Origin of the sequence: Streptomyces puniciscabiei, from assembly GCF_006715785.1 — a bacterium.
Classification (GTDB): domain Bacteria; phylum Actinomycetota; class Actinomycetes; order Streptomycetales; family Streptomycetaceae; genus Streptomyces; species Streptomyces puniciscabiei.
The window spans coordinates 3,219,407-3,244,727 of sequence record NZ_VFNX01000001.1 but is presented as its reverse complement, the minus strand read 5'-3'; the positions used below and the strand labels follow the sequence as shown (position 1 = coordinate 3,244,727).

The window sequence follows — 25,321 nt, the reverse complement described above, 5'->3', positions numbered from 1 at the left end:
GACTCAACTCAAGCGCCCTGTTGCACCCATGTGGTGGCACTGTGCTGTGCCTGTGAGTGCGATTGCCAGTCGGTTTCGGGGGCGGGCCGCGGGACGGCGGGGGTGAGCGCGGGCAGATGCACGGTGAACACCGTCCGGCCCGGAACGCTGTCCACGGTGACGGCACCGCCGTGCGCGGCCGCGACCGCCTGCACGATGGCGAGCCCGAGGCCCGTGGATCCGGTGGCGCGGGAGCGGGCGGAGTCCCCTCGGGCGAACCGCTCGAAGACGTGCGGGAGCAGCTCCGGCGGAATGCCCTGCCCGTTGTCCTCGACGTCCACGCACATCCACGGCCCGCGCCGCTGCACGCGTGCGGTGACGGTCGTACCGGGCGGGGTGTGCTTGCGCGCGTTGCCGAGCAGGTTGACGAGCACCTGCTGGATCCGTGCCGCGTCCGCCGACACCAGCGCGGGTTCGTCGGGCAGGTCGAGCCGCCAGTTGTGGTCCATGCCGGCCGCGCGGGAGTCGCTGACGGTGTCCACGACGAGCGGGATGAGATCGGTCTGCTCGAACTGCAGGGGCCGTCCGGCATCGAGACGGGCGAGGAGGAGCAGGTCCTCGACGAGCAGGGTCATCCGGCCCGCCTCCGACTCGATCCGCCCGAGCGCGTGCCGGGTGTCGGGCCCGACCTGCTCCCGCCCGCGCCTGGTGAGTTCCGCGTATCCCCGGATGGAGGCCAGGGGGGTGCGCAGCTCATGACTGGCGTCGGCGACGAACTGCCGTACCCGCATCTCGCTCTGCTGCCGGGCGTGCAGGGCGCCGTGCACATGGTCGAGCATCCGGTTCAGCGCGGCACCGACCTGGCCGACCTCGGTGTGCGGGTCGCACTCCGACTCCGGGACCCGCTCGCTGAGGTTCACCTCGCCGGAGTGCAGGGGGAGTTCGGAGACCCGGGTGGCGGTGGCGGCGACCTTGCGCAGGGGGCGGGTGGCGACGCCGACGAGCACGTATCCGGCGATACCGGCGGCGACGAGACCGGCGGCGGTGACGCTGATCTCGACGAGGATCAGGGTGTTGATCGTGCTGTCGACGCCGGAGGTCGGTACGGCGACGTAGAAGGAGCCGTTGTCACCCGTCCGGTACTCGACCCGGTACTCACCCACACCCGGTATGTCGACGGTCTGCTGCTTCCCGTCCACCTGCGGCACGGCTGCGAGCGCGGCGCGCTGCGCCCGGGTCAGCGACTTCGCGCTCATCTCCAGGTCGCTGGTGGACTTCACACCCCGCTCGGCGTCGGTGATGACACCGTTCTCGACCTTGGCCGCGATGGTCCCCTGGGGCTGCGGGCCCCTGGTGACGAAGTCGCTGAGCTCCGTCGGGTGTGCCTTGAGTTTCTGCCCGTCCGGGAGGATACCGCCGCTCGGCTGCCGGCCCGGCGGCCCGAAGGCGCCCGACGCGCGCGAGGCGACCTCGTTGAGCTGCCCGTTCAGCTGGTCGTACAGATGCGAGCGCAGCGCCAGCGTGGTCACCGTGCCGATCACCGCACAGACCACCGCGATCAGCACCACCGACGCGACGACGAGCCGGGTCCGCAGGGTGCGCGGCTGCCCGGCTCGTCGCTTCTGCCGCCTCTGCGGACGCCGCTGCGGACCCGGCCGTCGCCGTCCGCTCATGACGCGGCGGGCTTGATCAGGTAACCGGCACCGCGCCGGGTGTGGATCATCGGCTCACGACCGGCGTCGATCTTCCGCCGCAGATAGGAGATGTACAGCTCGACGACGTTGGCCTGCCCGCCGAAGTCGTACGACCACACCCGGTCCAGGATCTGCGCCTTGCTGAGCACGCGCCGCGGATTGCGCATGAGGAAGCGCAGCAGCTCGAACTCGGTGGCGGTGAGGTGGATGGACTCCCCCGCCCGCGACACCTCGTGGCTGTCCTCGTCCAGCGTCAGGTCCCCGACCACGAGCACGGAGTCGGACCGCCGGTCGGCGGCCCCGGACCTGCGGATGAGCCCCCGCAGCCGCGCCACGACCTCCTCCAGGCTGAACGGCTTGGTGACGTAGTCGTCGCCGCCGGCGGTGAGCCCGGCGATACGGTCCTCCACCGCGTCCTTGGCGGTCAGGAAGAGGACGGGCACGTCCGGCAGCTCGCGCCGCAGCCGCCCGAGGACGGTCAGCCCGTCCATGTCGGGCAGCATCATGTCCAGCACGACGGCGTCGGGCCGGAACTCACGGGCGGTCTGGACGGCTCCCTGCCCGTCCCCCGCACTCCTGATCTGCCAGCCCTCGTAACGAAGAGCCATGCTCAGCAGCTCGGTGATCGACAGCTCGTCGTCCACCACAAGCACTCGGACGGGGCTCCCGTCCGGCCTCAGCAGTTCGGTGCGCCCCTGGGGCGAGGTCGTGGTCATGGTGCACACCTTGTCGGGGTCCTCTGAGAAGAGACTTTCCCCAATCTGTGAATTGCCTGAGAAACACACAGGCGGTTCTCAGGCAGCCCCTGGGAACCACTCACTCCCGCGCGAAGGCGTGCGCGTGCTCGACCCTGGCGATGTGGATCGCGTACCGCTCGTACCAGCGCTCCCGCCCGCGCCGCTTGGCCGCGAGGTGCGCCGGGTGGTCCCGCCACCGCTCGATCCCGGCGAGGTCCCGGAAGTAGGCGACGGAGATGGCGAGTCCGCCGGGGGTGTGGGCGGAGTCCTCGCCGAGGAAGCCGGGGACTTCGCGGACGAGACGGGAGAGGTGTTCGGCGGTGCGCCGGTATCCGTCGGGATCGTCGTCGGTACGGGTGGTGGTGAAGACGACCGCGTAGTAAGGGGGTTCGGGGAGGATCATGCCAACCACGCTCGGTCATGCGCCGGTTGAGCGTCCATGGCCCTTACCGAAGGGGATCCGTACGGGATCCGAGTCTTTGCCCGTGCCACCCCGGCCTCGGAACCCTCAGAACAGTCCCTCCTGCGGTCGCGCGAACTCCCGGACGGGGAAGGTGAGTCCGGCAGCCTCCGAAGCGGCCGGCGGGACCAGCTCCCAGCCGGTCATCAGCCGTGTGTCGAGCACGACCACCCCGCGCCCGCCGACCGCCAGGTGCAGATCGGGCCCGGCGGCCGCGACCAGCTCACCGCTCACCTCGCCACCCGGGACGAGCTCCACCACCTCCCCGAGGAGGGCCGGAACACCGGCGAGCCCGAACACCCGCACGTGATCGGTCACTTCACAAGGCTCCGGGCGCAGGGACTCGGGCCATCCGCTGAGCGCCACGGCCCGCGCATGCAGCTCCCGCACCTCCGCCGCACGCTCCTCCCCGGTCCCGGGCAGCGCCGGCCGGACCGCGCGCTTCTCGGCGTACGGAATCCGGTCCGGCACCCGCAGCGCCGCCCGCAGCAGCTCCTCGGTGCGCCGTGCGGCCATCAGCGGGCCGGTGCCGAGCCAGCTGAAACAGACGGCGCCCTGTTCCAGCAGCCGGGCGGAGCCCCGCTCGACCGCGGTGATCCCGACTTTCACCATCCCGGGCCCGAACCACGCCAGGTACACCCGGTACGGCCGCGGGTCGTCGGCGATCGTGTCGGCGGCCACCGAGTGCGCCCGGTCCAGCCGCGCGCACTCCTCGCACCGGGCCCCCGTGCTCCGTCCCGGCACCACGGCCCGCACCGGACACGCATGCCCCCGCGCCCCCACGCACGTCCGCACGCCCCCCTCCGGCACGGCAAAGCCGACGCGCTTCCCCCAGGGCAGCCCACTGCGCCGCCCGCCGTCCCACACCAGCACGGGCCCGCCCGGCGACCAGCGCAGTCCCCTGCACTTCCATACGTGTGCCATCACTCGTGAGGGTAGGGGTTGGCTCTGACAACGGGTTTCCGGCGGCGGAGGGGCGCAGGGCGGGCTGGGAGGCTCTGGTCGGCCGCAGCGGGCCGAGATGCTCGTTGGCGCGGCCGAGATGCTCGTTGGTCCGGCGCGTTTCCTCGATCTGCGCGATCTGCGCGATCTGCTCGATCTGCGCGAGGGCGTGTCCTTCTGCTCGTGCGTCGAGCATCATCTCCGTCCCGCGGCCCAGGGACGGCGATCACCAACTGCCGTTGGTCGGAGGCGCGTTCACTCGACAGGTGACAGGGGTATCGATTCGGCAGCCGTCGGCCGGCTCGTCGCCGCAGCCACCACACCCCTCCGCCCCCGCCCCGCCAGCCGGCAGCTGACGCACCCGGGATGCCCTTCACGAGCCCGCGTGTCCCGGACCCGCATCCCCCACTGGCCCCGCGGCCGCACCCCCGGCGGCTTGCCCCAGCCGGCCAGATGCAGGACCCAGGTCACCAGAACGCTCACGGCCACCACGGCGAGCCCGCCCACGACCAGCGGCAGCGAGGCGGTGCACACTCCCACCCCCACCACACCGCTTCCCGCCGTCGCGATGCCGAAGCCGGTCCAGCCGGCGACCGTGTGACCCTCGTCGTACAGACTCATACAGCGCCTCCGGGAACGGGATACAGATTCCCTCACGAGCTAAGAAGTTCCGCAGGACGAATATCTCACGAGCTAAGGGATTCCGAAAGATGCACGGCACGCCGCGACCATCCGCCAGTCCGGCCCAGGCGCTGTCGGCGATGGACCACCTCATCGCCGCCCACCTGATCGGGCAGCAGGAGCTGGCCCGGCGCCTGGGCCTGAACGTCACGGACCTGACCTGTTTCGCCTTCGTGCTGGAGGCCGGCGACGAGCTGCTGACGGCCGGCGATCTCGCCGCCCGCGCCCATGTCACCACCGGCGCGGTGACCGGCATCCTCAACCGCCTGGAACGCGCCGGCTACGTCACCCGGCGCCCCGACCCCACCGACCGCCGCCGGGTCCGCGTGGCCGCCGTACCGGATGCCGTGACCCGCGTGGAGGCGGTGTACGCGGGCCACTACAAACGCCTGACGGCCCTGTTCTCCGACTACTCCGCCGAGGAACTGGCCGTCATCACCGACTGGTTCACCAGGGCCACCGCCCTGGCGCACGAGTATCTGGAGAAGCTGAACCGGAACGACCCCGACGAGGAGTGCTGACCGACGGTCAACGGTTTCGGCGCAGGATGGGAGACGGCCCGCGGCCGGCTGCCGGAGCGGCCGTCGTACGCGGAACTAGGCCGCCTTGGGCCGCGCCGCACGCATGCCCGTGGGGGACTCCTGTTCGTCTTCGAGCGGGAAGGTCTCGTCCTCCCCGAAGTCAGGGGCCTGGAAGGGGTTGGTCGCCGGAGGCGGCGATGCCGCGGTGCGGCCGCGGGGTTGCCCTTCAGGGGCGGAGAACAGCGACGTCAGGTCGATGAGAGGACTCTCTTTCGTTGCAGATCCCTCAAGGGACCTGGTGTGCCGTGACCGGGCACAGCGGTGCTACAGCTTGGTCATCTTGGCGTACGGGCTCAAGATCCGCATCTGCGCGGAACCGAAATCCACGAGCGCCGCGACTCCGTCCTCGATGCCGACCACTCGGCCCAGGCCGTACACGTCGTGTGTGACCTTGTCGCCCACGGCGAAGTGCTTGGGAGCCGGTGTGACCGGCGCTTTGAAGGGGCTGGTGGGCAGATGACGCTTCGGCGCAGCAGGCTTTGTCATGGCTCAGTATGACCCCACATTCAGCCGGTTTGCTGTGGCCATGGGCACAGATCCAGACGGCTGCCCCCCGCTCACGCCCCTGACCTGGAGTTTCAAGGAGGCATCCGCCCCTGAAACGCCAGAGGCCCCGGATCGCTCCGGGGCCTCTGCTCTGTGCGCACTCGGCAGGATTCGAACCTGCAACCTTCTGATCCGTAGTCAGATGCTCTATCCGTTAAGCTACGAGTGCTTGTTCTTTTGTTCTTGTCTCCGTTTCGGCCCTTTCGGCCCGTCCCGGCGACAGGAAGAACATTACATGACTGCCGCCGACATGTGAAATCCGATTGGCACACCCCTTGTGACCTGCGGAAACGCCCGCAGGGGGCTGTGGGGCGGCGGAGGGTGGGAACGCCGAAGCCCCGGTCCTGGGGACCGGGGCTTCGGGATCGGTGCGGAGGCGGAGGGATTTGAACCCTCGATGGGCTTTAAGGCCCAAACCGCATTAGCAGTGCGGCGCCATAGACCGGACTAGGCGACGCCTCCAGCACAACCGCTCACGCGAGCGCGCGAGTGGTGCGTGCAGATGATGACACAGCCACGCGGCCTGTCACCAATCGACCCCCACGGTACTAGGCAGTCGGGTCGCAGGGCAAAGGGCTTCTGCCCGGCGCGGCGCGGACGCAACGTCCGGGCGGTCGGGGCGTTGGGCAGGGCATGGTTTTTCCTCTTCAGCGGGGTCCGGGGCGCAGGGCCCGGCGACGGCGGCATGCGCATGGCGGGGGCGCGGCCGTGCTCGCCGGCGCGTCCGTCCCGGTGGTCCTGTCCGCCCTGGTCGGCCTCTCCGCCGTACCCGCCGTCGCCGCGCCCGTCGTGCCGCCGCCCGTGCGGCCCGAGGACCGGCCCGGTGATCACCTCACCGTCGTCGTGCGGCATGCCGGGTCCGGGTGGGACGGGACGTACGAGCTGTTCTGTCATCCGGCCGGTGGCAGTCATCCGGACGCGGCGGAGGCCTGTCGGATGCTGGACGAGCGCGCACGGTGGGGGCGGGACCTCTTCGCCCCCGTCGCGTCCGGCACCGACTGCACCATGCTCTACGGCGGACCGGCCACCGCGCGGGTGACCGGCACCTGGGCCGGACGCGGCATCGATGCCGCCTACGACCGCAGCGACGGGTGCGAGACCGGGCGGTGGGACCGGATGGTGCCACTGCTCCCGAAGTCGGGCCCGGCGACGTAATGCCGTGTGAGGCCCCGCCCCGGCCGGCCACCCGGCGCGCGGGGCTCCCCCGGTGAAATCAACGCTCCCGTAAAAGTCCCGCGAAGGTCTCGCGGAGCCGCAGGGGGTGGTCGGCGGGTGGTGGCCGGTTCGGTGTCACTTCGTCGTGGGACCTCCCTCTCATCCGGCGTCGCGAGCGCAACGTGTGCGCTTAGACTCCCTCGCGTGACACGTCGCGGGCCGGTTGGCAAGATGGCCCGAGCGGTCGGCAAGGTGCGGTAACAGGGAGGAAGGCGTCTCGTGAGCAGCAGGCCATCCCGAGGCGCTGCTCGCCTCGCAGCCATACTCGACGCGCTGCCGGACGCGTTGGTCCTGGTCAACGCCAACGGAACCGTCGTCAACGCCAACACCATCGCGCTCGAGGCGTTCGAGGCACCCGGTACGGCTCTCGTGGGGCGTGGGCTGCTCGATCTGCTGCCCGATTTCGACTCGCGGCTGATCCCGGGGTCCATGCGGCGGCCCGATCACATGGATCCGCGGGGGCGGACCAAGCCGACGCGGATGGTCGCGCGGCGGACCGACGGGTCCGAGTTCCCCGTCGAGGTCACGAGCGCGAATCTGGAGAACGGGCAGCAGGCGTACGACGGTTACGGGTACACCGGTGACGAGCTGCTGATGATCGTCGTCCGGGACCTCTCCGGGACCGTCGACACCGAGGCCGAGCTGGCGCGCTCGCAGCGGCAGACCGAGATGATCCTGCGGGCCGCCTCGGAAGGTGTGGTGGGGACGGACACCGACGGGCGGATCGTGCTCGTCAATCCGGCCGCCGCCCAGATACTGGGTTACCGGGCCGGGGAGCTCGGCGGCAGGGAGCTGCACGCGCTGGTGCTGCACTCGCGTGCCGACGGGTCACCGTTCCCGTACGAGGAGTCGCCGCTCGCCGACACCCTGCGCTCCGGGCGCAAGCACCGGGTGCGCGGGCAGGTGCTGTGGTCCAAGGGGGACGAGAAGGTCTCCGTCGATCTGACCACCGCGCCCGTGCGGGACGGGGACCAGCTCGTCGGCGCCGTGATGACCTTCACCGACCGGCGGCCGTACGAGACCCTCGCCGAGGAGAAGGCCGCGCTGGAGAAGGCGCACGCGGAGGAGGTCGAGCGGCTCACCGAGGAGCACGCCTCCGATCTGACCGCGCTGCGCCAGCAGCACGTCACCGAGCTCGAGGAGCTGCGGGAGAAGCACGCCGAGGAGCTCGCGGCCGGCGAGGAGCGCTACGCCGCGCTCGCCGAGCGGGAGAAGGACCGGTACGAGGCGCTCGCCGGGCGGCACGAGCAGTTGCTGACCCTGCTGGGCCAGTCGCTGCGCGGGCCGCTGGAGGAGCTGCGGCGCGAGCTGGCGGCCCTGGCCGCCGACGACGCCGGGCAGCTGTGGCCCGAGGCCAACCAGGTGCTGCACCACCTGAGCGCCGGGTACTCCCGGATCACCACCCTCATCGACAACGTCCTCGGCTACCAGCGGCTGGACGCGGGCGCCGAGGACATCACCCGTACGAAGGTACTGCTGGACGCCGTCGTCGCCGCCGGTGTGGACGGGGCCGTCGAGCTGATCGGACCGGGGCGGGTGCAGTTCGCCGTGCACGCGCCGCCCATCGAGGCCGAGGTCGACCCGCAGCGGCTCGCCACCGCGCTCGCTCACCTGGTGGCGGACGTCGCCGGTGTCGACGCCACCGGCAACTCGCCCGTCTCCGCGGGCGGTTACCTGGACAACACCGTCGTGGTCGCGGCCGCGCAGCGCGGTGAGGTCGCGCGGATCGAGGTGCGCGGGCCGTACGCCGGTGGAGACGCGGTGCACGAGCCGATCGTGCGCGGGATCGTACGGGCCCACGGCGGCGTGCTGCAGACGCACGAGGTGCCGGGCATGAGCGGCAGCGCGTACGTCCTGGAGGTGCCGCTCGGCGGTGGCGCCGGGACGGTCGACGGGGTGGCCGCGGGGCAGGCGCCCGCCGCCGAACTCCCGGCCGCCGCGCCGGACGCGGGCGGGCAGGGCTCCGGCGCCGGCGAGGTGGCCGTGTTCGAGGCCGGTGCCGGCGAGCAGGCAGCCGGTGGGCGGCGGCGGGCCCGGCGGTCCTCCACCGACGCCTTCCTGGAGAGTGACGTTTCCGGTGCCGGTCAGGCCGGTGACCCCGACGGCCCCGCGCCGACCGGGCGCCGCCGCCGGCGTGCCGCCGCGCCCGCCGACGAGACCGGCGCGGTCCCGGCCGAGGGCGCGGAGGCCGCGTCCGGGGGTACCGGACGACGCCGCGGCCGCCCCGCCGACAGCGGCGCCGGTGCCGGCGCGGGTGTGAGCGAGGGCGCGGTGGTGACCGCGGCCGAGCATGCCGCGGGGGCCGCCGCCTCCGGTACGGGACTCGGCTCCGCCGTTCCGCCGCAGGGCGTGCCCGCGCCCGCGGGCCGGCGTGCCCGCCCCGCCTCCGGCGCCCCGCAGGCCGCCCTGCCGCCCGCGCCCGCACTGCCGGCGGCGGGCAGCGCGCCGGCTCCGGGTGCCGAGACCGTTCCGGGCGCGCAGGCCGTTCCGGGTGCCGAGGCCGTTCCGGCCGAGGGCGGCCGGCCGACCGGCCGGCGTCGGCGCGCGCTGGCCGCGGCGGCGGAGCGCGCCGCCGCCCAGGAGGCCGGTGTGCGTACGGTCTTCGCCCTGCCGCCGGCCGAGGCCGACCGTTCCCCGGAGTCCGCGGACGCGGCGAGCGGAGTGGGTACGGTTCCGCCGGCCGGTGGCCTTCCGGGTGCCGGTGTGCCGGTGGGGACGGGAGGCGCCGTGCCGGTCGGTCCTGGGGGTCCGGCCGTGCCGGTCGGCCCGGGTACGGCCGTGCCCGTCGGTCCTGGCGCGGCCGCCGTTCCCGGTGCTGCCGCCGTTCCCGGTGCTGCCGAGGGGCAGCCGCAGGGCGCCGGGCCGGCTGCCGGTCCGGTTCCCGTTCCACCTCAGGCCTCTGGGCCGGTGCAGGTGCCCGCTCAGCCGCCGCTGTCCGCCGCGGGGGCACCGGGTGCCGAGGGCCGGCACGACGCCGTACCGCTCGACCAGTCCGGGGACCACACCCCGCCGCAGCCGCATCCGACCAGCGCCCCGACCGGTCGGCGGCGCCGCGCCGTGGCCCAGTCGGCGGATCCCGCTCAGCAGGCACAGGCCGCACAGGGACAGGTCGCTCCCGCCCAGGCGGCTCCCGGGCAGGCCGTACCGACCGTGCCGGGGCAGATGACTCCCCCTCAGGGCGTACCGGTCGCTCCCGGGCAGGCCGGACCCCGGACTGCGGGTACGCCGACTCCCCGTCAGGGCACGCCGGTTCACGGCATTCCGGCGCAGGGTACGGCCGGACAGGGCATCCCCGCCCAGGCCGTTCCGGCGGCGGCGCCCGCGGCGGCACCCGGCGCCCCGGCCGGTGTCGCCCCCGCCGGTGCCTCCGCGCCCGGTCAGCAGGCGGCCGTACCGCAGGCGCCCGTGGCCCAGCCCGCCGCGCCCGCGCAGGGCACTGCCGGCCGGCCGGTCCCGGCGGCCGGGGGACAGGCAGTCCCGGCCCAGCAGTCCGCCCCGGCAACGACCTCGACCCCGCCCGGAGGTGTACCGAGCGCCCAGCCGCTGCCCGCGCAGGCCGGTACCGGACCGGTGCCGGCGGCCGGCGTGCCGCAGCAGTGGCCCGGTGCCGCGTCCGACGACACCTCCGGCGCGGGCACGCCCGTACCGCAGACCGGTGCGCCGGCCCCCGGCACGCCGCTGCCCGCGGAACCCGCCGCAGCCCAGGCGCCGCGGGCCGCGCAGCCGTTGCCCGCCGAGGACTCGACGCAGGGACGGGCGATCAGCGTCCGCACGCTCGGGCAGGGTGTGCCGTTCTCGCGGCAGGCCGCCCAGGTGCAGCAGCCGACGCCCACCCCGCCGCCGCACGCGCCGGGCGGTTCCGGCCGCCGGCGCAAGCTCGGCACGCCTCCCGACCCGGCCGAGCGCCAGGAGCCGGAGCAGGCGGCCGCACAGCCGGCCTCGGCGCATCCGTCCCTGGCCGGGCAGTCCCGGCTCGCCCCGGCCACCGAGGGCGCCGGACGGTCGTACGCCATAGGCGCGCCGGACGCCGACGCCGCCGAGGGCCCCGAGCCGCTGGACGGTCCCGGTGGTGCGGTCGAGATCGCGGACACCCCGCGTCCGCAGCCGCTCGACGACGAGCTGCCGCCGGAGCCGCTGGACAACCCGCGCCGGCTGCTGGTGTGGCCCGCGCCGGACGCGACGACCCAGCAGGCGCTGAGCGACCGCGGCTACCGGCCGGTGATCGTGCACTCCCGTGAGGAGGTCGACGCGCAGATCGCGGCGTTCCCGGCCGCGCTGTTCGTGGATCCGCTGACGGGCCCCATCACGCGTACGGCCCTGCAGTCGCTGCGGCAGGCCGCCGTCGCGGCCGAGGTGCCGGTGCTGGTCACGGCCGGGCTCGGACAGGCGACGCGCGAGGCGGCGTACGGCGCCGATCCCGCCGTACTGCTGAAGGCGCTGGCGCCGCGGGACAGCGAGCAGCATCCGCCGCGGGTGCTGCTCATCGAGGAGCACGCGGAGATCGCGCTGGCGCTGACGTCGACGCTGGAGCGGCGCGGGATGCAGGTGGCGCGGGCCGCGAGCGACAACGACGCGGTGACGCTGGCGGGGCAGTTCCGGCCGAACCTGGTGGTGATGGACCTGATGCAGGTGCGGCGCCGGCAGGCCGGGTTCACCGGGATCATCGACTGGCTCCGCGCCAACGGGCAGCTCAACCGCACCCCGCTGGTCGTCTACACCGCCGCCGTCGACCAGGCCGACCTGCCCCGGCTGGCCTCGGGCGAGACGGTGCTGTTCCTCGCGGAGCGGTCGACGAGCACGGAGGTGCAGAGCCGGATCGTGGATCTGCTGGCGCGGATCGGCACCAACTAGCTCAGGCGCCGCTCGTACGCGTAGAACCCCGGGCCGCCGCTGCGGCCCGGGGCGCGTCCGGCGGTGTCACAGGCGGGTGACGTCCAGTTCCCCGTCCGCGTACCGCCGGCGCAGCACCTTCTTGTCGAACTTGCCCACGCTCGTCTTCGGCACCGACTCGACGATCGTCCAGCGCTCGGGCAGCTGCCACCTGGCGATGCGGCCCTCCTCGGCGAGGAAGGAGCGCAGGGTCTCGAAGTCGGCGGTGGCGCCCTCCTTGAGGACGACCGTGGCCAGCGGGCGCTCGCCCCACTTCTCGTCGGGTACGGCGACCACCGCGGCCTCGGTGACGTCCGGGTGGGACATCAGCGCGTTCTCCAGCTCCACCGACGAGATCCACTCGCCGCCGGACTTGATGACGTCCTTGGCGCGGTCGGTGAGGGTGAGGAAGCCGTCGGGGGAGATGGTGCCGACGTCACCCGTCTTCAGCCAGCCGTCCTCGCTGAACTTGTCGGCGGGGCGGAGGGGTTCGGCGTCGGGGCCGTTGTAGTACGCGCCCGCGATCCAGGGGCCGCGCACCTCCAGCTCGCCCGCCGACTCGCCGTCCCAGGCGAGGCGTTCGCCGCCGGGGCCGGTGAGCCGGGCCTCGACACCGGCCGGGAAGCGGCCCTGGGTGAGGCGGTAGGCGAACTCCTCCTCGGTGCCGGCCGCGTGGGCCGGCGGACGGGCCACCGTGCCCAGCGGCGAGGTCTCCGTCATGCCCCAGGCGTGGCAGACCCGCATGCCGAGCTTGTCGAAGGCTGCCATGAGGGAGGGCGGACAGGCGGAGCCGCCGATGGTGACCTGGGTGAGGGACGTCACGTCGCGGGGGCGGGCGGTCAGCTCGGCGAGCAGGCCCTGCCAGATGGTCGGGACGGCCGCGGCATGGGTCGGCTTCTCGCTCTCGATCATCTCGGCGAGCGGGGCGGGCTGCAGGAAGCGGTCCGGCATCAGCAGGTTCACGCCGGTCATGAAGGTGGCGTGCGGCAGGCCCCAGGCGTTGACGTGGAACTGGGGGACGACGACGAGGGAGGTGTCCTGGTCGGTCAGGCCCATCGACTGGGTCATGTTGACCTGCATGGAGTGCAGGTAGATCGAACGGTGGCTGTACACCACGCCCTTGGGGTCGCCGGTCGTGCCGGAGGTGTAGCACATGGCGGCGGCCTGGCGTTCGTCGAGCTCCGGCCAGTCGTACGCCGTCGGCCGGTCCGCGATCAGTTCCTCGTACTCGTGGACCTGGGCGCCTGCGCCGTCGAGCGGGGAGCGGTCGCCCGGCCCGGAGACGACGATGTGCTCCACCGTCGGCAGCTTGGACAGCAGCGGCGCGAGCATCGGGATCAGCGAGCCGTTGACGATGATCACGCGGTCGGCGGCGTGGTTGACGATCCACACCAGCTGCTCGGCGGGCAGCCGCAGGTTGAGGGTGTGCAGCACCGCGCCCATGGAGGGGATCGCGAAGTACGCCTCGACGTGCTCGGCGTTGTTCCACATCAGCGTGGCCACCCGGTCGTCGCCGGTCACGCCCAGCTCGTCCCGCAGGGCGTGCGCCAGCTGCGCGGCGCGGGCGCCGACCTCGGCGAAGGTACGCCGGTGCGGCCCGGAGTCGCCGGTCCAGGTGGTCACCCGCGAGGATCCGTGGACCGCGGCCCCGTGGGTCAGGATCCTCGAGATCAGCAGCGGTACGTCCTGCATGGTGCTCAGCACGGAGTCCTCCTGGGCGACATTGCCTGTGCGGTGGTAGAGGTTCCGCTGATTCTGCGCACATACCGCGCGGTATGTCACTAGGGCGAGCCCAATTCGGCCCTCCGCGATCCGGCCGCTACCGGACCAGGCCCAGCTCGGGATCCTCACGCAGCTTGGCCAGCGCACGCGACACCGCCGACTTCACCGTGCCCACCGACACCCCGAGCACCTCGGCGGTCTGCGCCTCGCTGAGGTCCTCGTAGTACCGGAGCACGACCATCGCCCGCTGCCGCGCCGGCAGCCTGGTGATGGCCCGCCACATGGCGTCGTGCAGCGCCTGCCGCTCGGCCGGGTCGTCGTCGCCCGGCACGGGCTCCGGCTCGGGCAGCTCGTCGCAGGTGAACTCGTCCACCCTGCGCTTGCGCCACTGCGAGGTCCGGGTGTTCAGCAGCGCCCGGCGCACATAGCCGTCCAGCGCCCGCTGGTCCTCGATCCGCTCCCAGGCCACATAGGTCTTGGCGAGCGCGGTCTGCAGCAGGTCCTCGGCGTCGCTCAGGTTCGCGGTGAGCGAGCGCGCCGTGCGCAGCAGGACCGGCTGCCGGGCCCGCACATACGACGCGAACGACGGGTAAGGGGTCTGCCGCGCTGGTGCGGCGGGGGCCGAGGCGCTGGTGCAGACGGGTGTGGTCATGGCTCCACGCTAGGGGCGGGCCCAGGCCCGGCGGATCGGCCGCAGGTCCCGAAGCAGCGTCCCCCTCAGGTTGTAGGAGTGGGGCCGGCTGCACCTCCTGAAGGTGGACGGGGGGATGACGCCTTCTACGGGTTCGACCCTGACTCCCTGCGGCGGGCGGGCCCGCCGCTCAGCCGTCCGCCGTCAGGACCAGGCCCGATGTAGGCACCCCGGTGCCGGCCGTCACCAGGGTCCGGGTCGCGCCCGGTATCTGGTTCACCGCCGTGCCCCGCAACTGGCGTACCGCCTCCGCGATGCCGTTCATCCCGTGCAGATACGCCTCCCCGAGCTGGCCCCCGTGGGTGTTCAGCGGCAGCCGCTCCTCGGCCACGAAGTCCGCCGCCTCCCCGTTCCCGCAGAACCCGAACTCCTCCAGCTGCATCAGCACGAACGGGGTGAAGTGGTCGTACAGGATCCCCACGTCGATGTCGGCGGGGCCGAGCCCGGAGGCCCGCCACAGCCGGCGGGCCACCGCGCCCATCTCCGGCAGGCCGGTCAGATCGTCCCGGTAGAAGCTGGTCATCTGCTCCTGCGCCCGGCCCGCGCCCTGGGCGGCCGCCGCGATCACGGCCGGGGGGTGCGGCAGGTCCCGGGCCCGCTCCACCGAGGTGACGACGATCGCCTGCCCGCCGTCCGTCTCCTGGCAGCAGTCCAGCAGCCGCAGCGGCTCCACGATCCAGCGGGACGCCGCGTGTTCGGCGAGCGTGATCGGGCGGCCGTGGAAGTACGCCGCCGGGTTCGTCGCCGCGTGTCTGCGGTCCACCACGGCCACGTGCCCGAACACCTCCGGCGTGAGCCCGTACGCGTGCAGATACCGCTGGGCCGCCATCGCCACCCAGGAGGCCGGCGTGAGCAGCCCGAACGGCAGCACCCAGCCGAGCGCCACGCCCTCCGCCGACGGCTCCCGGTGCTGCACGCCGGCGCCGAACCTCCGGCCCGAGCGTTCATTGAAGGCGCGGTAGCAGACCACCACTTCCGCCACGCCCGTCGCCACCGCCAGCGCCGCCTGGAGCACGGTCGCGCAGGCCGCGCCGCCGCCGTAGTGCACCCGGGAGAAGAAGGACAGCTCGCCCATCCCGCAGGCCTGGGCCACCGTGATCTCCGGGTTGGTGTCCATCGTGAACGTCACCATCCCGTCCACGTCCGCCGGCGCCAGCCCCGCGTCGTCCAGCGCGGCCCGTACCGCCTCCACGGCCAGCCGCAGCTCGCTGCGGCCCGAGTCCTTGGAGAACTCGGTGGCCCCGATCCCGGCGATCGCGGCGCGCCCGGCCAGGGTGTCGCGCACCCGGGCGCTCATGAACGGCCCTCCGCGTCCGGGGCGGGGGCGGGGACCGCCGGGACCGTGACCGTCACCGTGCCCGTCACATGCCTGCCGAGGGAGTTGGCGCCGACGACCCGCACGGTGGCGGTGTCGCCGTCGACCGCCTCGACCGTGCCCGTCAACACCATCGTGTCTCCCGGGTAGTTGGGGGCACCGAGCCGGATGGCGACCTTGCGGAGCACCGCCGTCGGGCCGAAGTGGTCCGTGATGTACCTCCCGACCAGGCCGTTCGTCGTCAGGATGTTCATGAAGACGTCCGGTGAGCCCTTCTGCCGGGCCGACTCGGCGTCGTGGTGCACGTCCTGGTAGTCCCGCGACGCGATCGCTCCCGCCACGATCAGCGTCCGCGTGACCGGGATCTCCAGCGGGGGCAGCTCGGCGCCCGCCGTGAGTGCCGTTTTCGGCGCCGTCTTCATGACCCGCTCCCCACGTGCGATCAACGCCCCTGTCGCCTCGGTGTCCATGGGTCAGGCCTCGTCCCCGCCGTGGCCCTCGGCGACCCGGAAGACGGGGAGGACCAGCGTGCCCTCCACGTCCTCGTAGCTGCGGAACTCCACCCGGACGGGCAACCCGATGCGCACCTTGTCGTACGGCACCCCGGTCACATTGCTCACCATCCGCACGCCCTCGGCGAGTTCGACGAGGGCGACCGCGTAGGGAGGGTCGAAGGCCGGGAAGGGCGGGTGGTGCATCACCACGTACGAGTAGACCGTGCCCTCACCGCTCGCCTCGACCGTGTCCCAGTCCAGGCAGCCGCACGCGTTGCAGCCCGGCAGCCAGGGGTGGCGCAGGGTGCCGCAGTCCGTGCAGCGCTGGATGAGGAGTCTGCGCTCGGCCACGCCCTGCCAGAAGCCGGCGTTGTCCCGGCCCACCACCGGACGCGGGCGCGGGGCCGGGGGTGTGCGGCGGGCCGGGGCGTACTTGAGGATGCGGAAGCGGTGAGTGCCCACGAGGTCGCCGTCGACCCGGACGTCCGTGCGGGTCGTGATGAAGTACCCGGTGCCCAGCTTCGTCGTCTTGCGGCCGGAGACCGACTCGATCACCGAGTCGAACGTGACCCGGTCACCCGGGCGCAGGGGCCGTAGGTACTCCTGCTCGCAGTCCGTGGCCACCACGGCCGTACAGCCCGAGGCGTCGAGGAGGGACAGCAGGTCGTCGTAGGCGCCCGTGCGGCCCTCGTGTCCGGACAGGCCGCCCATCGTCCAGGCCTGGAGCATGGTGGGCGGGGCGATGGCGTCCGGGCCCGAGTAGGCCGGGTTGGTGTCGCCCATGGCCTCGCACCAGTGCCGGATCATCGGCGCGTTCACCGGGTCCTTGCCCAGCCCCGCGACGGCCGCCGGCCGCCCCTCGTACGCCTTGAGCCGTGCGCCGAGCGGGTCGTGAACCGCCTCCTGCGCGCTCACCGCCGCCTCCTCGCCGTCCCGGGCCGCATCATCATGACGAACGCCCGCCAGTTTCTGACTGTCCGTCAGATCTCGGTGGGTGTCAAGGTCGCCGGGCACGGAGCCGGACGCGGCAGAACGCCTGCGCGGCGGCACCGAAGTACCGCCGCGCAGACGTGTGACGACCCCGAAGCACACCCCGCGAGGGCCCTCAGCGGGAGGGACCTCGCCGCCGGGTCACCACAGCTCGGTGAAGTGGACGGCGACGTTGTCGTTGCCCTGCTGGATCGCCGTCCACGCGGAGCCGTTGACCTGGGCGGAGCTGCTCTGGTTCGAGGCGCCGTTGCCGACCGCGTTCTGCTGCGTGGTGGACGAGTTTCCGTGGTTGTCGTGGCCGACTCCGCTGCCGATGACGCCCGCCACACCGGTGTTGGCGCTCGATCCGTTGTCCGCGAGGGAGCCGTTGTCGGCGGCCGCGACGCCGCCGAGGAGGGCGGCTGCGAGGGGGAGCGCGGCGACAGCGGCGAGAACGCGGGCGGTACGGATACTTGCCATGTTGTTCCTCCAGAACAGAGAACCCTGCGGCCCCTTGGGCCGGCAGTGCGTGAAGTACGGCTTGTGTCAGGGCAGTTGGCCGGCCGCTCTGACGGTCGTGGACGACGTCGCGAGATCAGGGTTGCCCACCGAATCCCCGGCGAACCACCAGGTAAGGCCTGATTCGCACGCAAGCGTGATGACAAGTCGATAAACCCCTATCGCCGTCTTTCGCGCCTTCACAGAGCAGAAGAGATCAGACAGAGCTTTTCCGCTGCAAAGCACCACAAGGGATGAACCGTTCCTTCGAACATCCGGCCACCTTCCGGGTCCGGGCGCGCCGCCACCGGCCACCCCTTCCCTTTTTCGAACGTACGTACGAACATGGAGACATGGCCTACACCGACCGGCAGGCCACGACGCTGGCCCTCGCACACGCACTGTCAGCCGCCGAACGCGGCCTGGCCGTCATCCCCCTGTCCCGGACGAAGCTTCCGGCCCTGCGCTCCCCCCACCGCGACGACCCCGACCCGGCCGGACCGCGCTGCCACGGCGAGTGCGGCCGCTTCGGACACGGCGTGTACGACGCCTCGACCGACCCCGTCCGCATCCGCGAGCTGTTCGCCGCCGCGCCCTGGGCCACGGGGTACGGCATCGCCTGCGGGCTGCCGCCCCACCACCTGATCGGCGTCGACCTGGACACCAAGTCCGGCACGAGCTCCTCGACCGCGCTGCGCGAGCTGGCCCTGCGCCATCTGTTCACCATCCCGGAGACGGTCGTGGTCCGCACCCCGAGCGGCGGGCGCCACCTGTGGCTCACCGGCCCGCCGGACGTCGTCGTACCGAACTCAGCCGGGCGCCTCGCCCCCGGCATCGACATCCGCGGCGCCGGCGGCTACCTCGTGGGCCCCGGCTCCCGCACCGACCACGGCGTGTACACGACCGCCCCCGGCACCGCGCACCTGGCCCCCGCCCCCTGCCCGCCGTCCCTCCTGCGCCTGCTCGTGCCGCCACCCCGGTCCCCGCACGCGCACCCTTCGGTCCCCGGCGACCACGGCCGCGGCCTGGTCCAGTTCGTCCTCGCCGCGCATGAGGGCCAGCGCAACACCCGCCTCTTCTGGGCGGCCTGCCGCGCCTACGAGAACGGCATCGGCCCCGCCCTGGCCGACCCCCTGACCGAGGCGGCCCTGGGCACCGGCCTGTCCGAACGCGAGGCCCGCGCGACGATCGCCTCCGCGGCCCGGATGACGGGGCACCGGCCGTGACAGCGGGCCGATCACGGCCGTTGACCGCTGCGCCGCAGGTCAGAGGCGCGCCGGCATCCCTGCGGAGCCGCCGTCATCGTCGTCGTGCCCGGTGCGTGTCCCAGACGAGCACGCCGGCCCCTCAGTAGTGCCAGCGATTCGCGCCGGCCTCGTAGTCGCAGGTGATCTCCCGCCCTGCCGCGTCCGTGGTCGTTGCCCCCACGTCGATCCTCCGGCAGAACTGACCGGCGTGATAGCAGTTACCGGCGTTGGACCGGATGCTGCACAACTGCGTCGTGGTGGAGCTGCCTGATGCGGGCGAGCCGGCAGACGTCGACGTGCTTCCGCCCGAGCTGGAGCCAGAGCTGCCGTTCGAGGACGAGTCGTGACCGGAGTCGGGCAGCGGCGGCCAGGCGCACGCCTCGTTCGTCTTCAGAACCGCGAACGTGACAGTTCCGGTGCTGTTGGCACCAGCATCAGGCCATTGAGAGCACACCTTCCAATTGCCGAGGTGAACCGGACTACGGTTCAGGTCGCTCAGGTCCGTGTACGTCACCGACCTGGCGTGGCGCTTGTGGGCGTCCGCCACAGCCTTGGCAAGGTCCCAGTCCTGGTAGTCCCTCACCGGCTCCGTGGGAGCCGGCTGCTGTGAAGGCGACGGAGGCACGGAGGATTTGACCGATGGACGGGCGGACACGCCAGGCGACGCTGTTGGCTTGGCGGATGCGGCCTTGACCTGGTCACCGTCAGCGACCCCCGCGACGATGGCGAACCAAGCCACCAGCCCTACCAACAGGCCTCCGTAGCCCAGGAGGCTCTTCCTCACTCTGTTCTTCGTGTCCTGAGCCGTGTTGGATTCGGTGGGCTTCCTGTCGGGGACGTGCTCGACAAGTCGCTCCCGTTTCATCTCCGGGCGCCGTGGCGGGGGCAGGGTGATGGGTTCGGGAGTCTTGTCACGGGTGGACTGCTTGTTGCGTGACAGCCAGTCGGAGAAGAGCGCGTTCAGTTCTGCACGGCGTGCTTCCTGCTGCGCCCGGTGGGGATCCGGCTCAGGAAACGGGAACCGACGGGACCAGTCACTCCTGTGGCAGCGCGCGCAGTTGGAAACGCCTTCGTGGTCGACACGCATCAGCCGGCCTGTGCCGTGTCCGCAATGTGGGCACGTGTGTCTCACTTCGATCATGCTCCCCCTCCGGTGACCTGCACATATTAAGGTGTTTCGGGCATGTCAATGCCAGGGATGACGGGGAACCGCGGGGAACAGCGGCCACTCATGGGCAGCGCCCAACACAATGGCCCCTGACCGGTCTGCCTGGTCAGGGGCCATTGAGCTGGCGGTGGGTGTGGGATTTGAACCCACGGTGACTCGCGCCACGACGGTTTTCAAGACCGTTCCCTTAGGCCGCTCGGGCAACCCACCTCGCTCGCGCCCACCTGGGACGGAGCGGGTACAGCGTACCGGGATCGGACGTCCGGCGTGCCGGTCGGTCGGGTCAGTTGTCGCCGACTCGGGAGCCCAGGGTCAGCTGGACCGTGTGTTCCTGGCCGCCGCGCTTGTAGGTGATCGTGACCTTGTCGCCGGGCTTGTGGGTCCAGATCTCGCCGATCAGGGTCGGGCCGCTGTCGATCACCATGTCGTCCAGCTTGGTGATGACGTCACCCGGCTTGAGGCCCGCCTTTTCGGCGGGGCCGCCCGGCTCGACCGCGGCGGAGCCGCCCAAGCCCTGGTCGGTGATCTTCGCGCCGTTGGAGGAGTCCTGCAGCGACACCGAGGCGCCGATCTTGGCGTACACCGGCTTGCCGGTCTTGATCAGCTGCTGGGCGACGTACTTGGCCTGGTTGATCGGGATGGCGAAGCCCAGGCCGATCGAGCCGGACTGGCCGGAGCCGAAGCCGCCGCTGTTGGTCGACTGGATCGCCGAGTTGATCCCGATCACCGCCCCGGAGGCGTCCAGCAGCGGGCCGCCGGAGTTGCCCGGGTTGATCGACGCGTCGGTCTGCAGCGCGCTCATGTACGACGCCTTGCTGCTGGAGCTGCCGTCGCTGGAGGCCACCGGGCGGTTCTTGGCACTGATGATGCCGGTCGTCACCGTGTTGGACAGGCCGAAGGGGGCGCCGATGGCGATCGTCTCATCGCCGACGGCCACCTTGTCGGAGTCGCCGAGGGCCAGCGGGTTGAGGTCGGACGGGGGGTTCTTGAGCTTGATGACCGCCACGTCGTAGCCCTGCGCGTGGCCGACGACCTCGGCGTCGTACTTCCTGCCGTTCGGGAAGGTGGCGGTCAGCTTGCCGCCGTCGAGCGCGTCCGCCACCACGTGGTTGTTGGTGACGATGTGCCCCTGCTTGTCGAAGACGAAGCCGGTGCCCGTGCCGCCCTCGCCGTTGGTGCTCTCGGCCTCGATGGTGACGGTGCTGGGCAGCGCCCGGGCGGCCACGTTGGCGATCGTGCCGGGCGCGCGCTTGACCTGGGTGGCGCCGCTGTCGGAGGCGGAGACGGTGGTGGAGCCACTGCTGTCGTTGTCCTTGGCCAGGGTGTAGCCGAGGCCGCCGCCCAGGCCGCCCGCGACCAGCGCGGCCACCAGGACGGCGGCGACGAGACCGCCGCGGCCGCTGCGGGGCTTGGGCGCGGGCTGCTGCCACGACGCTCCCCAGCCGCCGGCGCCCACGCCACCCGCACCGAAGCCACCGATGGCGCCGTCACCGTGGGCCGCGCCCTCGCCGTAGGGCGGGGTGGCCGGCGGCGGGGGCGGCCAGGAGCCGTCGGGGGCCGGACCCGAGGCGGCCGGGCCGGACCCGTGCGCGGTGGTGGGCTCGCCCGGGTGGGTTCCGGCCGCGGCGGGAGCGTCGTGGGGTACGGGCGGGAGGGGGGCCGTCGGCTCGTTCCCCCCGGGGGCGGAGCCCTGCGGGGAAGCGGCGGGAGAGGCCACCGGCACAGGAGGTGCGGACGGGGCCTGGGGTACCTCGTTGCCCTCGTTCTCGGTGCTCACAGCTCTTCTCCTCGGTCCACGGCTGTTGGTGTTCGGTCGCACGGTCACGCTCGGCGGCTGCGCATGGTGCTGTGGTCAGTCTTCACGGTTCCGTTTGTATGCGGTCAGCTTTTCCCACGAGCCGTCAGGGCACCATAAGCGGTGGCTGTGGGTCCATGACCAGTCCTTACATAGGGCCTTGCTTTCAAAAGTTACATAAACGGGCAGAAGTGCGCCTGAGCACCCCCACGCACCCCCGGACGGTGGCACCATGACGCGGTGACCCACGCACTACAGCGCTCCGTCCAGGTCGTCGCCCACCGTGGCGCCTCCGAGGACGCGCCCGAGCACACCCTGGCCGCCTACAAGAAGGCGATCGAGGACGGCGCCGACGCCCTCGAGTGCGACGTACGGCTCACCGCCGACGGCCACCTGGTCTGCGTCCACGACCGGCGGGTGAACCGTACCTCCAACGGCCGCGGCGCCGTCTCCGCGCTGGAACTGGCCGATCTCGCCGCGCTCGACTTCGGTTCCTGGAAGACGCGCGAGAGCTGGCGCGGACGGGACGAGGAGCCCGACTGGGAGCACCGGCCGGAGGACCGCGAGGAGACCTCCGTGCTCACGCTGGAGCGGCTGCTGGAGCTGGTCGCGGACGCCGGACGGCGGGTGGAACTCGCCATCGAGACCAAGCACCCCACGCGCTGGGCCGGCCAGGTCGAGGAGCGGCTGCTGACCCTGCTGAAGCGGTTCGGACTGGACGCACCGGCCTCCGCCGCCGAGTCCCAGGTCCGGGTCATGAGCTTCTCCGCGCGCTCGCTGCACCGCGTGCGTGCCGCCGCGCCGACGCTGCCGACGGTCTATCTGGTGCAGTTCCTCACGCCCCGGCTGCGCGACGGACGGCTGCCCGCGGGAGTGCGGATCGCGGGGCCCTCGATCCGCATCGTGCGCAACAACCCCGCCTATGTGGAGCGGCTGCGACGCGCCGGTCACCAGGTGCACGTGTGGACCGTGAACGAGCCCGAGGACGTCGATCTCTGCGTCGAGCTGGGCATCGACGCCATCATCACCAACCGCCCGCGCGCGGTGCTGCGCCGGCTGGGGCGCCTGTGACCTCAAGAGGCGGGTAAGGAGCTGTGTCCGTCCCTTGACCCCGCTGTGCGGCTGCTGAATCCTCCACTCTCGGCCACACCACTGAAATCCAGCCATACGACGTCCAGAGAAAAGGCCTTCGTCACAGGGAGTGCTCCGGCGCGTTCGCTCCGTGCAGGGCCGTTGCGAATGCGTCACCGGAAGAGGATTGGCCGGTTTCCGGTACAGGCCAATGGGGCATCCACACCGTGGCGTGGGGCAAAGGAGGTCTCGGGGGTGGCGTTGGTGGTGGCACAGGAGGTGCCCACGTCGTCGAGCATGGCCGTACCCCATGGCCCTGCGGGCGTGGGGAAGGCGAGACACCGGATGCGTTCGCAGTTGCGCAGCGGTGGCGTGGCCGAATCGGTCATCGACGATGCCGTACTGATCCTTTCCGAACTGCTGAGCAATGCGTGCAAACACGGGCGGCCCCTCGGCGACGCGCCGGCCGGCGACGGTGACGTGCGCGCCGCGTGGCGAGTGGACGCGCGGGGACGGCTCATCGTCGAGGTGACGGACGGTGGCGGTCCGACCCGCCCGGCGCCGGCCACCCCGTCGGTGACCGCACACGGCGGCCGTGGGCTGAACATCATCACGGCCCTCGCCGACGACTGGGGCGTCCGGGACGACGTCCACGGCGAGGTGACGGTCTGGGTGGTGGTCCACGAGGACGTGCACGATCCCGATGCAGGCTGCCGCCGGAACGGCTTCGCTACGCGCGTCACGTCCCCCGCACTCCCGGACCTGCCCGAGCTGGACTTCGCGGACGCCTTCAAGGACCTCGACTGACGGACACGGTCGGCGAGTTGGACGCGCCGGGCCTGATCGAGGCCCTGGCACCGCGCGACCCGGGACACCGGACCGACGGTCATTTTCGAGGACCTGGGTCACGCGGTGAACGACACCGGTCCGAAGGACGCGGTCGAGGAACCGGACCAGCTGAACGGAGCCTGAGAGCCGAGCCTGGCAAGCGGAGCGCCAGATCCAGGACCGGCGGACGGAGCGCGAGATCCTGGACCGGCGGACGCGCACCGTGACCCGCGCCGCCGGACGGAGGCCTGAAGCCGGTCCCGGCAGACGGAGCCCGAGGCGGGACCGGCGGACGAGGGCCAGGACCACCGGACGTCGGCCGGACAGGCCGGTCGGTGCCCGAGGGCGGGACGGGCGGACGAGGGCCGGCACCACCCGACGTCGGCCCGACAGACCGCACGGCGCCCGAAAGCCAGAACCACCGGACGAAAGCCGGCACCACCCGACCTGGACCGGACCGGCGGTCGAGAGCCGGGCCGGTGAGCCAGGACCCCTCCTCGGAAGACGCTGCGGCGAGTCGGGGACGCCCCGAAGTTCTCCACAGGTTCACACCGTTGGCGTCGAGCGGGCGTGCGTTGTCCACAGGTTCCCGCCGGTCATGGCCTGAACGGCTAGGCTCCCGCCCGTACGAGAAGCGCCGTAACCGGGAGACACCCACGATGGCCAAGAAGCGACCCCAGACGAAGGCCAAGCCACAGCTGACCGATGAGGAGATCCCGGTCGTCGGCGCGCGCGAGCCCTGCCCCTGCGGCAGCGGCCGGCGCTACAAGGCGTGCCACGGCCGGGCCGCGGCGCACGCGGCGACGGAGCTGGTGCACCGCCCGTTCGAGGGGCTGCCCGGCGAGTGCGACTGGGTGGCGCTGCGCGAGCTGGTGCCGGCCGCGACGGTCGAGCTGACCCTCAAGGACGGCCTGCCCGAGGGCGTCCCGTCCGTCACGCTGGCCACGGTGCTGCCGATGGCCTGGCCCGCACTGCGGCGTGACGACGGCTCGGTCCTGCTGGGCCTGCAGAACGACACGGCGTCCGGTGACCTCAGCCGCGACCTCGCCGACACCCTCCAGCGCGCCCTGACGGCCGAGGCCGGCACCCCGGTGCAGGGCCGCCGCGCCCCGGCCGGCGGCCCGCGGCTGCAGGACGTGCTCGACCTCCAGGCGCCGTTCGAGCCGGTCGTGCACAGCGGCTTCGAGTTCTGGGTGCCGGACGCGGAGAACGCCACGCCCGAGGTGACCGCCTCCCTGGAGCGGGCCAACGCGGCCGCCATCCCGACGGCGAGACTGACCGGTGTGGACGCCGCGTACTGGTGCGAGACCCCCGAGAAGAACCACCTGCGCTGGGTGATGCCGCATCCGGAGGAGCAGCTTCTGGACGCTCTGGCGCGACTGCACGCGGCGGGCCGTTCCCAGCTGGGCGAGGGCACCCGCCTCGTGGGCTCCTTCCGTGCTCACGGCCTCACCGTGCCGGTCTGGGACCTGCCGAGCGGGGTCACGGCGGACGACGTGGAGAAGCCGGCCGCCGAGTTCGCCGAGCGCCTGGGCGCCGCCCTGGCCGCCACCGAGCCGCTCACCGCGGACGAGCGCCGGGCCCGTGGCGGACTGACCAACCGGCAGGTCACGCTCAGCTGACGCCGCCGCGCGCGCCTGACGACTGAACGGTCGGTAAGGCGCGCGCACAGCCCGCAAAGCAGGTGACTCCTGTCACAACTCGCCCTGCTGACAGGGAAATCGGTGGCCGAATGCCCCAGACGGAATTTGCGAACCGCCGATCTCTTGTTACCGTTCCAGTAGCCCGGTTGCTGGTGCATCCCCCGTCGCCAGCAACC

At 72.3% G+C, this 25,321-nt stretch carries 21 protein-coding genes and 3 tRNA genes; 7 read left to right on the top strand and 17 right to left on the bottom strand.

Annotated elements, in window-relative coordinates; genetic code table 11:
• Positions 1-8 precede the first annotated feature (8 nt).
• The 5 genes from FB563_RS14820 to FB563_RS14800 all read right to left on the bottom strand — a co-directional run bounded on the left by FB563_RS14820 (position 9) and on the right by FB563_RS14800 (position 4,433).
• A complete protein-coding gene (locus tag FB563_RS14820) occupies positions 9-1,652 on the bottom strand; it encodes a sensor histidine kinase (protein ID WP_079049133.1) in 1,644 nt (547 codons plus the stop codon).
• Positions 1,649-2,389, bottom strand: a complete 741-nt coding sequence (locus tag FB563_RS14815) for a response regulator transcription factor (RefSeq protein WP_055710393.1) — start codon at positions 2,387-2,389, stop codon at positions 1,649-1,651. Before FB563_RS14815 ends, FB563_RS14820 begins: the two co-directional genes overlap by 4 nt.
• 100 nt (positions 2,390-2,489) lie before the next feature.
• Positions 2,490-2,813 carry an antibiotic biosynthesis monooxygenase family protein gene (locus FB563_RS14810; protein ID WP_055710394.1) on the bottom strand — a complete coding sequence of 108 codons (324 nt, stop codon included), beginning with the start codon at positions 2,811-2,813 and terminating at the stop codon, positions 2,490-2,492.
• 105 nt (positions 2,814-2,918) lie between these two features.
• Positions 2,919-3,794 carry a DUF2797 domain-containing protein gene (locus FB563_RS14805; RefSeq protein WP_142218707.1) on the bottom strand — a complete coding sequence of 292 codons (876 nt, stop codon included), beginning with the start codon at positions 3,792-3,794 and terminating at the stop codon, positions 2,919-2,921.
• Between the two features lie 273 nt (positions 3,795-4,067).
• Positions 4,068-4,433: an HGxxPAAW family protein gene (locus FB563_RS14800; protein WP_142218706.1), complete on the bottom strand. Its 366-nt coding sequence runs from the start codon at positions 4,431-4,433 to the stop codon at positions 4,068-4,070.
• An 89-nt stretch (positions 4,434-4,522) separates the two neighbouring features.
• Between FB563_RS14800 and FB563_RS14795 the strand changes: the two genes are divergently transcribed.
• Complete coding sequence (locus FB563_RS14795; protein WP_142218705.1) at positions 4,523-5,014, top strand: MarR family winged helix-turn-helix transcriptional regulator; 492 nt, start codon at positions 4,523-4,525, stop codon at positions 5,012-5,014.
• 324 nt (positions 5,015-5,338) lie between these two features.
• Here the strand turns inward: FB563_RS14795 and FB563_RS14785 are convergent, their stop codons facing one another.
• The 3 genes from FB563_RS14785 to FB563_RS14770 form a co-directional block, all read right to left on the bottom strand.
• Entirely contained in the window at positions 5,339-5,560 is a 222-nt protein-coding gene (locus FB563_RS14785) for a hypothetical protein (RefSeq protein ID WP_055706257.1), read from the bottom strand.
• A 156-nt stretch (positions 5,561-5,716) separates the two neighbouring features.
• Positions 5,717-5,789: transfer RNA gene (locus FB563_RS14780), tRNA-Arg, on the bottom strand.
• 202 nt (positions 5,790-5,991) lie between these two features.
• Positions 5,992-6,082 (bottom strand) — tRNA-Ser (locus tag FB563_RS14770).
• A gap of 246 nt (positions 6,083-6,328) precedes the next feature.
• Here FB563_RS14770 and FB563_RS14765 point away from each other — a divergent pair.
• The gene (locus FB563_RS14765; RefSeq protein WP_055706256.1) at positions 6,329-6,775 is read left to right on the top strand and encodes an SSI family serine proteinase inhibitor; all 447 of its coding nucleotides are present in this window, start codon (positions 6,329-6,331) and stop codon (positions 6,773-6,775) included.
• 279 nt (positions 6,776-7,054) lie between these two features.
• The gene (locus tag FB563_RS14760; RefSeq protein ID WP_079048770.1) at positions 7,055-11,686 is read left to right on the top strand and encodes a hybrid sensor histidine kinase/response regulator; all 4,632 of its coding nucleotides are present in this window, start codon (positions 7,055-7,057) and stop codon (positions 11,684-11,686) included.
• A gap of 66 nt (positions 11,687-11,752) precedes the next feature.
• On the opposite strand, the gene FB563_RS14755 is transcribed toward FB563_RS14760, so the two are convergent.
• The 6 genes from FB563_RS14755 to FB563_RS14730 all read right to left on the bottom strand — a co-directional run bounded on the left by FB563_RS14755 (position 11,753) and on the right by FB563_RS14730 (position 17,375).
• Positions 11,753-13,408 (bottom strand): long-chain fatty acid--CoA ligase, encoded by a 1,656-nt coding sequence (locus tag FB563_RS14755; protein WP_055706254.1) that lies wholly within the window; start codon positions 13,406-13,408, stop codon positions 11,753-11,755.
• 115 nt (positions 13,409-13,523) lie between these two features.
• Entirely contained in the window at positions 13,524-14,078 is a 555-nt protein-coding gene (locus tag FB563_RS14750) for a SigE family RNA polymerase sigma factor (protein ID WP_055706253.1), read from the bottom strand.
• 169 nt (positions 14,079-14,247) lie between these two features.
• Positions 14,248-15,414, bottom strand: coding sequence for a lipid-transfer protein (locus FB563_RS14745; RefSeq protein ID WP_055706252.1), 1,167 nt, complete (start codon positions 15,412-15,414; stop codon positions 14,248-14,250).
• On the bottom strand, positions 15,411-15,854 hold the full coding sequence (locus FB563_RS14740) for a MaoC family dehydratase (protein ID WP_055706251.1): 444 nt from the start codon (positions 15,852-15,854) through the stop codon (positions 15,411-15,413). Before FB563_RS14740 ends, FB563_RS14745 begins: the two co-directional genes overlap by 4 nt.
• A gap of 51 nt (positions 15,855-15,905) precedes the next feature.
• Complete coding sequence (locus FB563_RS14735; RefSeq protein WP_055706250.1) at positions 15,906-16,841, bottom strand: bifunctional MaoC family dehydratase N-terminal/OB-fold nucleic acid binding domain-containing protein; 936 nt, start codon at positions 16,839-16,841, stop codon at positions 15,906-15,908.
• Positions 16,842-17,057: 216 nt separating this feature from the next.
• Entirely contained in the window at positions 17,058-17,375 is a 318-nt protein-coding gene (locus tag FB563_RS14730) for a hypothetical protein (protein WP_055706249.1), read from the bottom strand.
• A 371-nt stretch (positions 17,376-17,746) separates the two neighbouring features.
• On the opposite strand from FB563_RS14730, the gene FB563_RS14725 reads away from it, so the two are divergent.
• Positions 17,747-18,619: a bifunctional DNA primase/polymerase gene (locus FB563_RS14725; protein WP_142218704.1), complete on the top strand. Its 873-nt coding sequence runs from the start codon at positions 17,747-17,749 to the stop codon at positions 18,617-18,619.
• A 121-nt stretch (positions 18,620-18,740) separates the two neighbouring features.
• Here FB563_RS14725 and FB563_RS14720 read toward each other — a convergent pair whose 3' ends face one another.
• The 3 genes from FB563_RS14720 to FB563_RS14710 form a co-directional block, all read right to left on the bottom strand.
• Complete coding sequence (locus tag FB563_RS14720) at positions 18,741-19,727, bottom strand: hypothetical protein (RefSeq protein ID WP_142218703.1); 987 nt, start codon at positions 19,725-19,727, stop codon at positions 18,741-18,743.
• Positions 19,728-19,930: 203 nt separating this feature from the next.
• Positions 19,931-20,018 (bottom strand) — tRNA-Ser (locus FB563_RS14715).
• A gap of 73 nt (positions 20,019-20,091) precedes the next feature.
• The gene (locus FB563_RS14710) at positions 20,092-21,585 is read right to left on the bottom strand and encodes a S1C family serine protease (protein WP_142218702.1); all 1,494 of its coding nucleotides are present in this window, start codon (positions 21,583-21,585) and stop codon (positions 20,092-20,094) included.
• A gap of 258 nt (positions 21,586-21,843) precedes the next feature.
• On the opposite strand from FB563_RS14710, the gene FB563_RS14700 reads away from it, so the two are divergent.
• The 3 genes from FB563_RS14700 (at position 21,844) to FB563_RS14690 (ending at position 25,124) form a co-directional block, all read left to right on the top strand.
• Positions 21,844-22,674: a glycerophosphodiester phosphodiesterase gene (locus FB563_RS14700; protein ID WP_055709576.1), complete on the top strand. Its 831-nt coding sequence runs from the start codon at positions 21,844-21,846 to the stop codon at positions 22,672-22,674.
• A 168-nt stretch (positions 22,675-22,842) separates the two neighbouring features.
• Positions 22,843-23,481 carry an ATP-binding protein gene (locus tag FB563_RS14695; RefSeq protein ID WP_055709575.1) on the top strand — a complete coding sequence of 213 codons (639 nt, stop codon included), beginning with the start codon at positions 22,843-22,845 and terminating at the stop codon, positions 23,479-23,481.
• Between the two features lie 680 nt (positions 23,482-24,161).
• Positions 24,162-25,124, top strand: coding sequence for a DUF5926 family protein (locus FB563_RS14690; RefSeq protein ID WP_055709574.1), 963 nt, complete (start codon positions 24,162-24,164; stop codon positions 25,122-25,124).
• Positions 25,125-25,321: the final 197 nt, after the last annotated feature.